Source organism: Kitasatospora sp. NPDC096077, assembly GCF_040303245.1.
Classification (GTDB): Bacteria; Actinomycetota; Actinomycetes; order Streptomycetales; family Streptomycetaceae; genus Kitasatospora.
Genome location: NZ_JBEOSV010000008.1, coordinates 35894 through 49245 on the forward strand (window position 1 = coordinate 35894; position 13352 = coordinate 49245).

General features: G+C 74.7%; 15 protein-coding genes and 1 pseudogene. 11 read left to right on the plus strand and 5 right to left on the minus strand.

Going from position 1 to position 13352, the window contains the following annotated elements; translation table 11 throughout:
• Window positions 1-42 precede the first annotated feature (42 nt).
• Both ABTZ03_RS10540 and ABTZ03_RS10545 read left to right on the plus strand, forming a co-directional pair.
• Entirely contained in the window at window positions 43-1482 is a 1440-nt protein-coding gene (locus ABTZ03_RS10540) for a pyridoxal phosphate-dependent decarboxylase family protein (RefSeq protein ID WP_350512507.1), read from the plus strand.
• 77 nt (window positions 1483-1559) lie between these two features.
• Window positions 1560-1985 carry a hypothetical protein gene (locus ABTZ03_RS10545; RefSeq protein WP_350512508.1) on the plus strand — a complete coding sequence of 142 codons (426 nt, stop codon included), beginning with the start codon at window positions 1560-1562 and terminating at the stop codon, window positions 1983-1985.
• A gap of 12 nt (window positions 1986-1997) precedes the next feature.
• On the opposite strand, the gene ABTZ03_RS10550 is transcribed toward ABTZ03_RS10545, so the two are convergent.
• Window positions 1998-3053: a YbfB/YjiJ family MFS transporter gene (locus ABTZ03_RS10550; protein ID WP_350512654.1), complete on the minus strand. Its 1056-nt coding sequence runs from the start codon at window positions 3051-3053 to the stop codon at window positions 1998-2000.
• Between the two features lie 104 nt (window positions 3054-3157).
• Entirely contained in the window at window positions 3158-3457 is a 300-nt protein-coding gene (locus ABTZ03_RS10555) for a muconolactone Delta-isomerase family protein (protein ID WP_350512655.1), read from the minus strand.
• A 207-nt stretch (window positions 3458-3664) separates the two neighbouring features.
• On the opposite strand from ABTZ03_RS10555, the gene ABTZ03_RS10560 reads away from it, so the two are divergent.
• From ABTZ03_RS10560 to ABTZ03_RS10570, 3 genes and pseudogenes are all read left to right on the plus strand, one after another.
• Window positions 3665-4576 carry a LysR family transcriptional regulator gene (locus tag ABTZ03_RS10560; protein ID WP_350512509.1) on the plus strand — a complete coding sequence of 304 codons (912 nt, stop codon included), beginning with the start codon at window positions 3665-3667 and terminating at the stop codon, window positions 4574-4576.
• A 74-nt stretch (window positions 4577-4650) separates the two neighbouring features.
• Window positions 4651-5160: pseudogene (locus ABTZ03_RS10565) on the plus strand (SDR family NAD(P)-dependent oxidoreductase); the annotation flags it as partial.
• Window positions 5161-5191: 31 nt separating this feature from the next.
• A complete protein-coding gene (locus ABTZ03_RS10570; protein ID WP_350512510.1) occupies window positions 5192-5566 on the plus strand; it encodes a YybH family protein in 375 nt (124 codons plus the stop codon).
• A 9-nt stretch (window positions 5567-5575) separates the two neighbouring features.
• Here ABTZ03_RS10570 and ABTZ03_RS10575 read toward each other — a convergent pair whose 3' ends face one another.
• The 3 genes from ABTZ03_RS10575 to ABTZ03_RS10585 form a co-directional block, all read right to left on the minus strand.
• Entirely contained in the window at window positions 5576-6274 is a 699-nt protein-coding gene (locus ABTZ03_RS10575; protein ID WP_350512511.1) for a hypothetical protein, read from the minus strand.
• 153 nt (window positions 6275-6427) lie between these two features.
• Complete coding sequence (locus tag ABTZ03_RS10580) at window positions 6428-6652, minus strand: hypothetical protein (protein ID WP_350512512.1); 225 nt, start codon at window positions 6650-6652, stop codon at window positions 6428-6430.
• Between the two features lie 73 nt (window positions 6653-6725).
• Complete coding sequence (locus ABTZ03_RS10585; RefSeq protein WP_350512513.1) at window positions 6726-7049, minus strand: hypothetical protein; 324 nt, start codon at window positions 7047-7049, stop codon at window positions 6726-6728.
• A gap of 157 nt (window positions 7050-7206) precedes the next feature.
• Between ABTZ03_RS10585 and ABTZ03_RS10590 the strand changes: the two genes are divergently transcribed.
• The 6 genes from ABTZ03_RS10590 (at window position 7207) to ABTZ03_RS10615 (ending at window position 13305) form a co-directional block, all read left to right on the plus strand.
• Window positions 7207-7884 (plus strand): GNAT family N-acetyltransferase, encoded by a 678-nt coding sequence (locus ABTZ03_RS10590; RefSeq protein ID WP_350512514.1) that lies wholly within the window; start codon window positions 7207-7209, stop codon window positions 7882-7884.
• A 251-nt stretch (window positions 7885-8135) separates the two neighbouring features.
• Window positions 8136-9398: a MurT ligase domain-containing protein gene (locus tag ABTZ03_RS10595; RefSeq protein ID WP_188307220.1), complete on the plus strand. Its 1263-nt coding sequence runs from the start codon at window positions 8136-8138 to the stop codon at window positions 9396-9398.
• Between the two features lie 46 nt (window positions 9399-9444).
• Complete coding sequence (locus tag ABTZ03_RS10600; RefSeq protein WP_350512515.1) at window positions 9445-10173, plus strand: type 1 glutamine amidotransferase; 729 nt, start codon at window positions 9445-9447, stop codon at window positions 10171-10173.
• Window positions 10174-10614: 441 nt separating this feature from the next.
• Window positions 10615-11640: a 6-phosphofructokinase gene (locus ABTZ03_RS10605; protein WP_350512516.1), complete on the plus strand. Its 1026-nt coding sequence runs from the start codon at window positions 10615-10617 to the stop codon at window positions 11638-11640.
• Window positions 11641-11758: 118 nt separating this feature from the next.
• Window positions 11759-12754, plus strand: coding sequence for a 2-hydroxyacid dehydrogenase (locus ABTZ03_RS10610; RefSeq protein ID WP_350512517.1), 996 nt, complete (start codon window positions 11759-11761; stop codon window positions 12752-12754).
• A 47-nt stretch (window positions 12755-12801) separates the two neighbouring features.
• Window positions 12802-13305, plus strand: coding sequence for a DinB family protein (locus ABTZ03_RS10615; protein ID WP_350512518.1), 504 nt, complete (start codon window positions 12802-12804; stop codon window positions 13303-13305).
• Window positions 13306-13352 lie beyond the last annotated feature (47 nt).

Below are 13352 nucleotides of genomic sequence, written 5' to 3' on the forward strand. Positions count from 1 at the left end.
GGACGCCGCGCCTGCCCGTCCCCCGGCCTCCTGGAGCACGTCATGACCACCGAGGACCCCCGCGACGCGGACTTCCGCGACGCCGCCCACGCCACCGCCGACCTGGTCGCCGACTACCTCGCCGCCCTGCCCGCCCGCCCGGTCTGGCAGCCGATGGACGAGGCCGCCCGGCAGGCCCTGCTCGACGCCCCGCTGCCCGCCGAGGGCCGCCCGCTCACCGAACTGCCGGCCGCCATCGCCCGGGACGTCCTCCCGTACCCCATGGGCAACGGCAACCCGCGCTTCTTCGGCTGGGTCAACTCCGCCCCCGCCCCCGCCGGGGTGCTCGCCACCCTCGCCGCCGCCGCGATGAACCCCAGCTCGGCGGGCGGCGACCACGCCGACGTCCACCTGGAGCGCGCCGTGGTCCGCTGGATCGCCGAACTGGTCGGCTTCCCGCACCCGGCCGGCGGCGGACTGCTCACCTCCGGCACCTCGATGGCGACCATCGTCTGCGTCGCCGCCGCCCGCAACCGGGCCGCCCGCCGCGCCGGGTGGGACGTCCGCGAGGACGGCCTCGCCGGCCTGCCGCCGCTGGTCGGCTACGTCACCGGGGAGACCCACTCCTGCGTCCGCAAGGCCGCCGAACTCCTCGGCCTGGGCAGCCGGCACCTGCGCACCGTCCCGGCCGGCCCGGACGGACGCCTCGACCCGGCCGCGCTGCGAGCGGCCGTCGAACGGGACCGCGCCGACGGGCTGCTGCCCTTCCTGGTGGTCGCCTCGGCCGGCACCGTCGGCACCGGCGCGGTCGACGCCTTCGACCCGCTCGCCGACCTGTGCGGGGAACAGGGCCTGTGGCTGCACGTCGACGGCGCGTACGGCGCCTTCGGCCGCCTCGACCCGGCCATCGCCCACCGCTACGCCGGTCTGGAGCGCGCCGACTCGCTCGCCCTCGACCCGCACAAGTGGCTCGGCGTCCCGGTGGACTGCGGCTGCGCCCTGGTCCGCGACACCGACGAACTGCGCGGCACCTTCAGCCTGGTGCCCTCGTACCTGCGCGACGAGGCGGCCGGGGCGCTCGGCTGGTTCTCCGAGTACGGCACCGAGCAGACCCGCCCGTTCCGCGCCCTGAAGGTCTGGGCCACCATCGCCCACCGCGGCCGCACCGGCCTGGTCCAGGACATCGCCCGGTGCACCGCGCTCGCCCGCCGGCTCGGCGAACTCGTCGAGGCCGACGAGGAGTTGGAGCTGATGGCGGAGGTGCAGACCTCCATCGTCGCGTTCCGCCACCGGGCCGCCGGACCGGACGAGGAGGCCCGCGACGCCCTCAACCGCGACCTGCCCCTCGCCGTCCAGCAGCGCGGACGGGTCTTCGTCACCGGCGCCCGGCTCGGCGGGCGGGAGGTGCTCCGCGCCTGCCTGCTCAACCCCGCCACCACCGAGGAGGACCTGCGGCTGCTGCTCGCCGAGGTCCGGGCGGCGGCCCGCACGCTGCTGCCGTAACACGCCCGGACGGACCTTAACCACCAGGTCACGGCCGCTTCGCGGCCAGGAAACACCGGTCGGGCACGGTGGGAGGCATGGAGCACTCGAAGCCCTCCCTCCCCCGGGCCCACCGATGGCGCCGGGACACGGTCGAACTCGCCGCCGTCTTCCTCTCCGTCACCGCGGCCGACCTCGTCGCCAAACTCGTCGTCGACGGCCCGGACGGCCCGGTCGTGCTGGCCGGCTCCGCCGCCGCCCTGCTCGCCACCGCCCTGCTGCACGCCTGGTGGTCCCCGCACGCCCCTCCCCCGACCACCCTCTGGCGGGTCCGCACCACGGCCCTCGCCCACACCCACACCACCCTCGCCGACCACCGGATCACCCTCCTCTCCCTCCACCCCCACCCGACGACCGACGAACTCTTCCTCCGCACCCCCCGCTCGCTCGACCCCGCCGCCCTCACCTCCCTGCTCACCACCACCGGCCACACCGTCGAGGACGTCCCGACCCGGATCGCCTGACCCCGTCGCCGGTCAGCCCTCCGCAGGCAGCGCCAGTACCGCCAGGGCCCCGGCCGCGACCACACCGGCCGCCGGCAACAACGCCTGCTGGTACCCGTGGTGGAGCAGCGGGGCGACCACCAGCGGGCCGAGGACCTGCCCGGCCGAGTGGCCGGCGGTGAGCAGCGGGACGGCGCGCGGGGCGCCGAGGCGGGTGCCGGCGGCGAGGGCCAGGGTGCTGATGCCCATGAAGGTGGCGCCGAAGAGCAGCGCGGACACCAGGGCGGCCGGGACGCCGCCGAGCAGGGCCGGCAGGGCGATGCCCACCGCCTGGACGGCGTAGGCCGTCCGCAGCAGAGCCGCCCGGGGCCGGCGTCCGGCGAGTCGGGCCCACAGCGCGGCGGAGGGCGCGGCCGCCAGGCCGACCAGGACCCAGGCGCCGCCGCCGGCCGGGCCGGGCGAGCCCTGGTCGATCGCGGCGACCAGGAAGGTGCCCGCCACGATGTAGCCGAGCCCCTCCAGGGTGTACGCGGCGAACAGCGCCGCGAACCCGCCACCGCGCCGCACGGCCGCCGCACCGGACGGCGCGGCGACGGCCGTCCGGAGGTTCCACGCGGCCACGGCCGGCAGCGCCGCCAGGACGGCCGCCGCCCACCAGGCCAGCCGCCAGTCGCCGATCGGGCGCACGGCGAGGACCAGCAGCCCGGACGCGGCGATCCCGGCCCCCACCCCGCCGAAGGCCCAGCCGGACAGCCGGGCCGACCGCCCGTCGGCCGCGCCGAGCAGCGAACTGGCCGCGATCACGAACACCAGCGCGCTGGCCGCTCCCGCCACCAGCCGCAGCCCGCCCCAGGCCGCCACCCCGTGCACCGCCGGCATCGCGGCCAGGCTCGCCACCAGGACGGCCAGTGAGCCGCGCAGCACCGCCCGGGAGCGGACCAGCGCGGGGGCGAGGATGCCCGCGAGCGCACCGGCGAAGTAGCCGGCGTAGTTGGCGGTGGCGAGGTCAGCGCCGCCGGCCGCCGACAGCCCCGCCTGACTGTGCATCAACGGCAGGACCGGGGTGTAGACGAACCGGCCGACCCCCATCCCGGCGGCCAGCGCCGCACCGGCCCGGGCGACCTGCGGCCACGGCGCGCCGACGACAGCGGCGACGCCCGACCGCCCTCCGGCAACCGCTATTCGATCGACCGTCACGAACGGGCCTCCGCCCCCGGGTCGTTGGGGTGCGGCTCCAGCGCGGTGACCACAGCCGTCATCCAGGGCCACATCGGCAGGCTGCCCAGCACCTCGGCGCGCAGCTCCGTCTCGTCGGCCGCCCGCCAGACGCCGATGCTGCGCGGCTCGCCCACCGGCCGCCACAGCCGGGCCAGCCGGCCGGCGGCCGCCAGTTCCCGCGTGCGGACCGCCTCGGCCGCGCGGCGGCGGTCCACCTCCTCGGCGGGGGTGCCCTCGGGCACCCGGGTGGTGATCTCGACCAGGAACTCCTGCAACTCCCGCATGACCGAACTCCTCTTCTCCGCACGGCAGGGATCCGCGGCTCATCGGCCCCCAATCACGGACTCCCGCAGCACGGACTCCCGCAGCACGGGCTCACGGACGGGGGCTCCGCCGCTGCCTTCATCGTCCGGCGCCGGCCCGCCCGGCGCCACGACCGGCGCCCTCCCTGCTGAGAGGCCCAGCCTCCTACCGGCCGTAGCATGTGCGCCGTGGAACTGCGTCAACTGCGCTACTTCGTCGCGGTCGCGGAGGAGCTGAACTTCGGCCGGGCCGCCGCCCGCCTGCTGATCGCGGGCCCCTCCCTCTCCCAGCAGATCAAGGCGCTGGAGCGGGACCTCGGCGTGGTGCTGTTCGACCGGGACCGCCGTTCGGTGGCGCTGACCCCGGCCGGCGCCTCGCTGCTGCCGCACGCGCGGGCACTGCTGGACCGGGCCGAGGACCTGCGGCGACGGGCCGGGAAGCTGTCGGGCTCGCAGCCGGTCCGGCTGGGGTACGTCAACTGGCTGCCGCCGGACTTCGCGGCGCGCACCGCGCGGGCGGCCACCGTGCACGTGGACGCCTGGGTCGCCCCCTCGCACACCCAGGCCGCCCGGGTGGCCGACGGGAGCCTGGACCTCGCGGTCTGCTGGGTGCGGGACGAGGAGCTGGAGCGGCTGGGCCTGACGGCCCGGCCGATCGGCGCGGACCGCCTCTACGCCGTCTCCCCCGGGCCGGCCACCGACCCGGTGCGCACCCGGGACACGGTGGTGCTGCTCGACGAGGACGTGACCTCCTGGGCGTCCTGGAACGTCTACGCGGAGGAGCTGATCCGCGACACCGGCGCCCGCCCGGAGCGGATCTCCGACGGCGGGGTGACCGGCCCGGGCTTCTTCGACCACGTCCGCCGGCTCGGCCGACCGGTGCTCAACTGCCCCAAGGGCCAGACCACGGCGCTGCCCCCGGACCTGGTGCGCCGCCCACTGGTCGACCCCGAGGTGCACTGGCCGTGGTTCCTGGTCCGGCGGACGGACGAGCGGCGCCCGGCGGTGCTGGCGGTGTCGGACGCCCTGGCCGAGGGCGTCCATGGCCCCGACCCGCGGGCCTGGCCGCCCGCCGCCGGCCGGGACCGGTAGGGCCCGACGCCGCCGACCAGGGCTGGAAGGCCGGGCCTACCAGCAGGGAGGGAGCCGGTCCCGGCGCGGGGGTGGTTCGGTTCTTCGGCCGGGTCGACACCCTGGTCAACAACGCCGGGCTGTTCGTCGCCAAGCCCTTCACCGACTACACCCCGGCCGACTACGCGGCCGTGACCGGCGTCAACCTGACCGGCTTCTTCCACCTCACCCAGCTCGCCGTCGGCCAGATGCTCGGCCAGGGCGGCGGACACGTCGTCAACATCACCACCAGCCTGGTGGACAACGCCGACGCCCGGGTCCCCTCCGTGCTCGCCTCGCTGACCAAGGGCGGCCTGCAGTCCGCGACCAAGTCGCTGGCCGTCGAGTACGCGACCCGGGGCATCCGGGTCAACGCCGTCTCGCCCGGCACCGTCCGGACCCCGATGCACGCCCCGGAGACCCACGAGTACCTGGCCGGACTGCACCCGGTCGGCCGGATGGGTGAGATCGGGGACATCGTGGACGCCGTGCTGTACCTGGAGAACGCCCCCTTCGTCACCGGCGAGATCCTCCATGTGGACGGCGGCATGAGCGCCGGCCACTGACCCCGCCCCGACTGCCGAAGGAGCCACCACCGTGAACCGCACCACCACCCACGACGTGTCCGTCCTGCGCGAGGTCCTCGACGGCTGGAAGGCCGCCGTGGACGCCCACCAACCCGACCGGGTGGCCGCCCGGTTCACCGAGGACGCCGTCTTCCAGGGCCTGCACCCGTACAGCGTCGGCCGCGCCGGCGTCGCCGCCTACTACGCCTCCCAGCCGCTCGGGATGACAGCCGACTACCGGATCCTGGAGACCAGGCGGCCGGCCGACGACGTGCTCTTCGGCTATCTGGACGTCGACTTCGGGTTCACCGACCGACCGACCCTCGGCGTCAAGCTCGGCGTCCTGCTGCAACGCACCGACGAGGGCTGGGCGATCGCCCACTACCAGGTCTCCCGGCCGGACTGAACCGACCGGTCAGTCCTTGACCTCGACCTCCACGGCCGCGCGGACCTCCAGGGTCTGCTTGGCCAGGTCGTCGGGGCGGATCGAGCCCGTCCGGTCGATGACGGCGCCGACCGTCGTCCCGTCCGCCCAGATGCAGAGGGTCCGGGAGTCGGTCGGGCCGCCCAGGACCGCGCAGTCCAGTGCGCCGCCGAGCGGGCCGGCCGGGTAGTCCTGGCGGTCCCGGATGCTCTCGCTGCCCCCGGCGGAGTCGCTGGACACGTCGGATCCCCAGACCGCGCCGAACTCCCGGTCCAGCTCCGTCCGGGCGTCCGGGAAGCTCCCGGTCATCCCGTCCACCAGCAGGGTGCTGCGGCTCGACCCGGCGGGGCCGTAGCCGGCCACCGAGACGTCCCGGAAGCGGCTCAGGGCGGTCAGGTTCTTCTGCAGTCGGCCGCGCTCGGTCGTGACCAGTTGGTCGTCCGGCTTCCGCTCCTGGCCGCCGATCCGGTCCGCCAGGGCGATCCGGTGCGCGGGCGGGGCTCCGGCGCCGGTCACGGCGGCCACCGTCAGCGCGGTGAGCAGGCCGACGACGACCACGCCGATCAGGACGGCCTTGCGGGAGACCCTGCGGTACCAGGGCAGCGGGGCCACCGGCTCCAGGGTGTTGGCCCAGATCGCCTGGAGGCCGGTCGGTCTCTCGGAGGGCTGCTCGGTTTCCATGCCCGCCATGTCACCTCATTCATGCAAACACCAGCTCAACGGACCGCCGGATGATACGTCAGCGCACTGACGGTCGGCACCCGGATTCCGGAGCGGCGGCTGCGGCGGCAACTGCGGCGACGGGCGCCCACTCGGACGCCCGCCGGTCCGGCTACGGTCCGGTCAGCTCCCGTTGGCGGGCTGCACCACGCACACCGCGTTGCCCAGCATGGCGCCGAAGCCGCCGAGCAGGGTGCCGGTGACGCTCTTGCAGGCGGCGGCCTCCTGCGGGGTCTTGGGACCGTTGTTGCCGCTGCTGTCGGCGGCGGCCGACTGGGCCAGGGCGAGCGGCACGGCCAGCAAGAGGGCGCAACAGGCCGTGGCCAGTGCGGAGTTCTTCGAGAGCATCGGGGGAGCCCCTTCGGATCGAGACGGGTTCGGCGGAAAGCCGAGCCATCCCTATCCGAAGGGGCTCCCCCGGTCACGGATCCTGGGCCATCCGTGAGCGTGTCCGCGTCAGCGGCCGGGCGTCACCCGGTCCGCCGCGCCACCGCCCTGATATCCGGGTGATCCGGCGGATCACCTCCTCGTCCGGACCGGGCAGCATCCGCCGCACGCAGGCGACGGAACCGGCCTCGTCCACCGACTCGGCCAGGCAGCGCTCCAGCTCCGGCCGGTCGATCGTGCCGGCGAACACCGAGAACAGGACGGTCACGTACGCCGACGAACCGGCCGGCCCGCGGGCCCGCTCGGACAGCACCCCGGAGACGTACCGGCGGACCTGCTCACCAGGAGCGCCGGGCACGGACTCCACCGTCGGCCGCCCGTCGTCCCGACCGCATGAGGCACCGGTCTGGACCTGTGCCGGCCCCGTCCCGCCGCGCCGTCCGCGCACCCCCGGGCATTCGTGCGTTCACGATCACGTAACCGGCCGGAAGCGCGCCGTCGGTAGCGTCGGCCCCATGACGGCATCCCGTACTCGCCTCGAACGGCTCTGGCACCGGCCCTTCCGCAGGTCCGACCGAAGGTGTGCGGCGCCCGAGGCCCGGACCGGGCACCCCGCCGCCGCACACCGCCACACCCGCCCCCACCCGGCCCCGCACCTGGCCGCCCCGGGGCCGGTGTCCCGGCTGTCCCTGCCGGACGGGACCGAGCTGCTGCTGCGCCCCGCCGACCCCGCCGACCGGGCCGCGGCCCTGGCGATGCACGGCCGCTGCTCCCCCGCCGCCCTGCGGCTGCGCTACCACGGGCCGGTCCGCGACGCCGACCGCTACCTGGACCACCTGCTGGACCCCCGGCACGGCCACAGCCTGGCCGTCACCGCCCCCGACGGGCGGATCGTCGCCCTCGGGCACCTGATGTGGGACGAGGACGAGGCGGAGCTGGCCGTGCTGGTCGAGGACGCCTGGCAGCGGAACGGACTGGGCCTGGCCCTGCTCCGCCGGCTGACCGCCGCGGCCCGGGCGGCCGGGGTCGGGACGGTGTACGCGGTGACCCAGGCCGGCAACGCCGGGCTGATCGCCGCGATGCGCCGGCTGGCGGCGCCGCTGGACTTCCGCTGCGAGGACGGCACCCTGGTGATCACCGCCACGCTGGCCGCCGGTGCCGCGCCGGCCCCCGCCCCCAGCCCGGGCCGCTGATCATTTCTTCACGACATTCTTACCGGCCGCCCCGGGGAACCCGCCGGCCGCGGCCGAGCGTCCTCCAACGGACACCGACCCGCTCCGGTTGACGGACGGTCAGCCGCCGCCCGCGCGGCGTCACAGCAGGCGGCATGGGGTCCGGTTCGTCCGGCCGGGCTACGGAGTCGGTAGGCTGGCCCCGTCCCCGCCGCCCGACGGCCCGTTATCCGGCCAGCGGGCGGTGCCGCAGCAAGGAGGAACCACTGAGCATGGCAGGCACCGAATCGGAGCCCACAGGCGCACGCGACGCCTCCCTGCCCGCCCGCGCCAAGATCGCGGTCACGGCCGGCAAGGTCGCCGCCGCCGTGTCCCGTAAGGCCGGACGCGGAAGCGGCTCGGTGATCGGCGGCAAGGTCGCCCTCAGGCTCGACCCCGACCTGCTCGCCACCCTCGCCGACCACCTGGACGTCGTCCTGGTCAGCGCCACCAACGGCAAGACCACCACCACCCGCCTGATCGCCGAGGCGCTGCGCGCCGCCGGCCCGGTGGTCTCCAACGCCCTGGGCGCCAACATGCCGGCCGGCATCACCTCCGCCCTGGCCGGCGGCAGCGACGCCCGCTTCGGCGTGATCGAGGTCGACGAGAAGTACCTGGCGACGGTCGCCCGCGACACCCGTCCCAAGGCGATCGCCCTGCTCAACCTCTCCCGCGACCAGCTGGACCGCGCCGCCGAGACCCGCATGATGGCGGAGAAGTGGCGCGAGGGCCTCCAGGACACCGAGGCCGTGGTCATCGCCAACGCCGACGACCCGCTGGTGACCTGGGCCGCCTCCTCCTGCAAGAAGGTGGTCTGGGTGGCCGCCGGACAGGCCTGGAAGGAGGACGCCTGGTCCTGCCCCGCCTGCGGCGGCGTGATGCAGCGCCCCGGCGACGACTGGTTCTGCCAGGACTGCGGCTTCCGGCGCCCCAACCCGCACTGGGCGCTCCAGGGCACCCACGTGATCGACCCCCAGCGCGGCGCCTGGCCGATCCAGCTCCAGCTGCCCGGCCGGGCCAACCTGGCCAACGCCACCAGCTCGGCCGCCGTCGCCGCCGTGTTCGGCGTCTCCCCGCAGGTCGCGCTGGAGCGGATGCGCTCGGTCAGCGCCGTGGCCGGCCGCTACGACGTGGTGCAGTACCAGGGCCGCGACATCCGCCTGCTGCTCGCCAAGAACCCGGCCGGCTGGCTGGAGACCTTCTCGCTGATCGACGGCCCGCCGGCCCCGGTGATCCTCTCGGTCAACGCCCTCGACGCCGACGGCACCGACACCTCCTGGCTGTGGGACGTCGACTACGAGCGCCTCGCCGGCCACCCGATCTTCGTGATGGGCCAGCGCAAGCTGGACCTGGCCGTCCGCTTGGAGGTCGCCGGGCTGCAGTTCCACGTCGTGGACACCCTGGAGCAGGCCGTCCGGATGGCCCCGCCCGGCCGGATCGAGGCCATCGCCAACTACACCGCCTTCCAGCAGCTGCGGAAGGTCGTGGCCGGCTGATGCCGCGCCCGCACACCAGTCTTTTCGTGACGGAAGGCCTTCGAGGATGAGTGAGAGCAGCCTGCGCGTGGTCTGGGTCTACCCGGACCTGCTCAGCACCTACGGCGACCGCGGCAACGCCCTGGTCGTGGAGCGCCGGGCCCGCCAGCGCCATCTCAACGTGACCCGGATCGACGTCCGCTCCGACCAGGCGATCCCCACCAGCGGGGACATCTACCTGATCGGCGGCGGCGAGGACCGCCCCCAGCGGCTGGCCGCCGAGCGGCTGCGCGCCGACAGCGGTCTGGTACGGGCCGCCGAGAACGGCGCGATCATCTTCGGCGTCTGCGCCGGCTTCCAGATCATGGGCCACGAGTTCATCAACGACCTCGGCGAGCGCGAGCCGGGCCTCGGCCTGCTCGACGTCTGGACCACCCGCGGCGAGGGCGCCCGCTGCGTCGGCGACGTGCTCGCCGACGTGGACCCGCGGCTCGGCCTGCCGCAGCTGACCGGCTTCGAGAACCACCAGGGCGTCACCCACCTCGGCCAGGGCGTCCAGCCGTTCGCGACCGTCACGGTCGGCCGCGGCAACGGCACCGGCGACGGCACCGAGGGCGCCTGGCGGGACACCGTGCTCGGCACCTACCTGCACGGCCCGGTGCTGGCCCGCAACCCCGCCGTGGCCGACCTGCTGATCAAGCTGGCGCTGGACGTCAACGCCCTGCCGCCGGCCGACACCACCTGGTACGACGCGCTGCGCGCCGAGCGCATCGCGGCCACCTCCCGGCCCTCCTAGGGCCTCCAGTACCGCCGGTGGCGTCCGCCGGCGGCGGTACCCCCCGCACCACCCCGTACCACCCGTAGTACCCCCGAACGCCCCACGGCGGACGGCCGAACGCCCCGCCCGGGTGCCCGCGATGCGGTCACCCGGCCCGCGGGCGGCCCCGGACGTACGACAATGGGGCTGCCGGCTGCACACCCTCCTCGGCAGCAGGCCGCAATTCCGCGCGGGGGCGCCGACGGCGCCGCTCCCGCGTCGGCTCCTGCCCGGCCGGACCAGGGGCCGTATGCTCGACTTCACGGCCGTTTTCGGGCGTTCTGTCCGGATCGGCCGGTCCATCACCCCGCGGCCACCTCCCCGCCACCCCGGCATGGGAGCGCCTCGTCACGGTGACGGCTCGTCGTCCCCGCCTGTGGTCCGGCCGTTCCTCGGTTCTGCTCGGGAGTTGCAAAGCTAATGCGTATCGGAGTGCTGACCAGCGGCGGTGACTGCCCCGGACTGAACGCGGTGATCCGTTCCGTGGTCCACCGGGGGGTGGTCGACCACGGCGACGAGATCATCGGGTTCGAGGACGGTTGGCGCGGTTTCCTGGAAGGACACCACCGCCCCCTGACCCTGGACTCGGTGAGCGGCATCCTGGCCCAGGGCGGCACCATCCTCGGGTCCTCCCGGGTGCAGCCGAGCCACCTGCGGGACGGCGTCGAACGGGCCAAGAAGTACTGCGCCGACCTCGGCCTGGACGCGGTGATCCCGATCGGCGGCGAGGGCACCCTGAAGGCCGCCAAGCTGATGAGCGACGCGGGCCTGCCGATCGTCGGCGTGCCGAAGACCATCGACAACGACATCGCCGCCACCGACGTGACCTTCGGCTTCGACACCGCCGTCTCGGTCGCCACCGAGGCCCTGGACCGGCTGAAGACCACCGCCGAGTCGCACCAGCGGGTCATGGTCGTCGAGGTCATGGGCCGGCACACCGGCTGGATCGCGCTGAACGCGGGCATGGCCGCCGGCGCGCACGCCATCGTCGTCCCGGAGCGCCCGTTCCACATCGAGAAGCTCACCGACGTCGTGCGCGAGCGCTTCGACCGGCAGAAGAAGTTCGCCATCGTGGTCTGCGCCGAGGGCGCCAAGCCGGAGCCCGGCACCATGCACTGGGAGGAGGGCTCCAAGGACATCTACGGCCACGAGCGCTTCACCGGCATCGCCACCCAGCTCTCCCGCGAGCTGGAGCACCGCCTCGGCAAGGAGGCCCGCCCGGTGATCCTCGGCCACACCCAGCGCGGCGGCACCCCGACCGCCTACGACCGGGTGCTCGCCACCCGCTTCGGCTGGCACGCCGTGGAGGCCGTCCACAAGGGCGCCTTCGGGCACATCACCGCGCTGCAGGGCACCAACATCAACCTGGTGCCGCTGGCCGAGGCCGTCGCCGAGCTGAAGACCGTCCCGCAGGAGCGCTACCAGGAGGCCGAGACGGTCCTCTGACCGCCGCCGCCCCGTACGGAGCCCCCGGCCACCCGCCGGGGGCTCCCGTGCACCCGGCGGGCGTTCCGGCCGCCGCCCGGCTAGCGTGGGCGGCGGGGGCCGACCGGAAGGACCGCCCGTGGAGATCCTGGCGTACGGCGTGCAGGCCGACGAACGACCGCTGCTGGAACGGGCCTTCTCCGGCCGGCACGGACTGCGCTGCCTGGACGTGTTCCTCAACCACGACACCGCCCCGCTCGCCGCCGGCTACCCGGTCGTCAGCAGCAGCGTCAACGCCGTCCTGGACGCCGAGACCCTCGCCGTCCTCGCCGCCGGCGGCACCAAGCTGATCGCCCAGCGCTCCACCGGCTTCAACAACATCGACCTGGAAGCCGCCGCCGACCTCGGCCTCACCGTCGCCCGGGTCTCCCACTACAGCCCGTACGCGGTCGCCGAACACGCCTGGGCCCTGGCGCTGGCCGTCAACCGGCGGATCGTCCGGGCCGCCGGACGCACCCGCGAGTTCGACTTCCGCCTCGACGGTCTGCTCGGCCGGGACGTGCACGGGATGACCGTCGGCGTGATCGGCACCGGCAAGATCGGCGAGTGCTTCGCCCGGATCGCGGCCGGCTTCGGCACCACCCTGCTCGGCTGGGACATCGCCGAGAACCCGGCCTGCCGGGACCTCGGCATGCACTACACCGAACTGCCCGAACTCCTCACCCGCGCCGACCTGGTGAGCCTGCACGTCCCCCTCGTCCCGGCCACCCACCACCTCATCGACACCGCCGCCCTCGCCCGGATGAAGCCCGACGCCATCCTCGTCAACTCCAGCCGCGGCGGCCTCGTCGACAGCGCCGCCCTGGTCGAGGCCCTGCGGGCCGGCCGCCTCTCCGGCGTCGGCCTCGACGTCTACGAGGAGGAGACCGGCGTCTTCTTCACCGACCGCTCCATCGAGGGCATCACCGACGACACCCTCGCCCGCCTGGTCACCTTCCCCCAGGTCCTGGTCACCAGCCACCAGGCCTACTTCACCCACACCGCCGTCGGCCAGATCATCGACGCCACCGCCCGCAACATCGACGACTTCGCCACCGGCCGCAGCAACGAGAACACCCTCGTACCGAAGGGCTGACCGGCCCGTCGGCCGCCGGTCCGGGCCGGTCTGCTAGCGTCCCGCGCATGGTCACGATCGTGCCGTTCACCGGTGATGAGAAGGAAAGCCTGCACGCGGCCCTGGAGCGGCACCGCAACGTGGTGCTGTGGAAGGTCCAGGGCCTGGACGACGAGCAGTTGCGCCGGCCGCTGACGCCCTCGGGGACCAACCTGCTGGGTCTGGTCAAGCACCTCGGCGGTGCCGAACTCGGTTGGTTCCGCGAGACGTTCGGCCGGGAGACCGGACCGCTGCCGTTCGACGTCGACGCCGACGACGAGTCCGACCTGCGGATCGAGCCGCACGAGTCGACGGCGGACGTGCTGGCCTTCTACGCCCGCGCCCGGGCCGCCGCCGACGAGGTGATCGCGGAACTCGATCTGGAGGACACCGGCACCTCCTGGTCGGGCCGGACCGTCTCGCTGCGCTGGGTGCTCATCCACATGACCACCGAGACCGCCCGGCACGCCGGACACCTCGACATCCTGCGCGAACTCACCGACGGCGCCACCGGGGACCACGACCGCAGCTGACCCCGCCACCCAGCGCCCGGCCCCACCGCCCGGCCCCACCACCGGGC

Excerpts from the sequence above, each read along its gene's own strand:
- ABTZ03_RS10545 (WP_350512508.1), top strand. The coding sequence starts at position 1,560 with ATGGAGCACTCGAAGCCCTCCCTCCCCCGGGCCCACCGATGGCGCCGG.
- ABTZ03_RS10600 (WP_350512515.1), top strand. The coding sequence starts at position 9,445 with ATGAGTGAGAGCAGCCTGCGCGTGGTCTGGGTCTACCCGGACCTGCTC.
- ABTZ03_RS10540 (WP_350512507.1), top strand. The coding sequence starts at position 43 with ATGACCACCGAGGACCCCCGCGACGCGGACTTCCGCGACGCCGCCCAC.
- ABTZ03_RS10560 (WP_350512509.1), top strand. The coding sequence starts at position 3,665 with ATGTGCGCCGTGGAACTGCGTCAACTGCGCTACTTCGTCGCGGTCGCG.
- ABTZ03_RS10595 (WP_188307220.1), top strand. The coding sequence starts at position 8,136 with ATGGCAGGCACCGAATCGGAGCCCACAGGCGCACGCGACGCCTCCCTG.
- ABTZ03_RS10580 (WP_350512512.1), bottom strand. The coding sequence starts at position 6,652 with ATGCTCTCGAAGAACTCCGCACTGGCCACGGCCTGTTGCGCCCTCTTG.
- ABTZ03_RS10590 (WP_350512514.1), top strand. The coding sequence starts at position 7,207 with ATGACGGCATCCCGTACTCGCCTCGAACGGCTCTGGCACCGGCCCTTC.
- ABTZ03_RS10615 (WP_350512518.1), top strand. The coding sequence starts at position 12,802 with ATGGTCACGATCGTGCCGTTCACCGGTGATGAGAAGGAAAGCCTGCAC.
- ABTZ03_RS10575 (WP_350512511.1), bottom strand. The coding sequence starts at position 6,274 with ATGGCGGGCATGGAAACCGAGCAGCCCTCCGAGAGACCGACCGGCCTC.
- ABTZ03_RS10605 (WP_350512516.1), top strand. The coding sequence starts at position 10,615 with ATGCGTATCGGAGTGCTGACCAGCGGCGGTGACTGCCCCGGACTGAAC.
- ABTZ03_RS10550 (WP_350512654.1), bottom strand. The coding sequence starts at position 3,053 with ATGGGGGTCGGCCGGTTCGTCTACACCCCGGTCCTGCCGTTGATGCAC.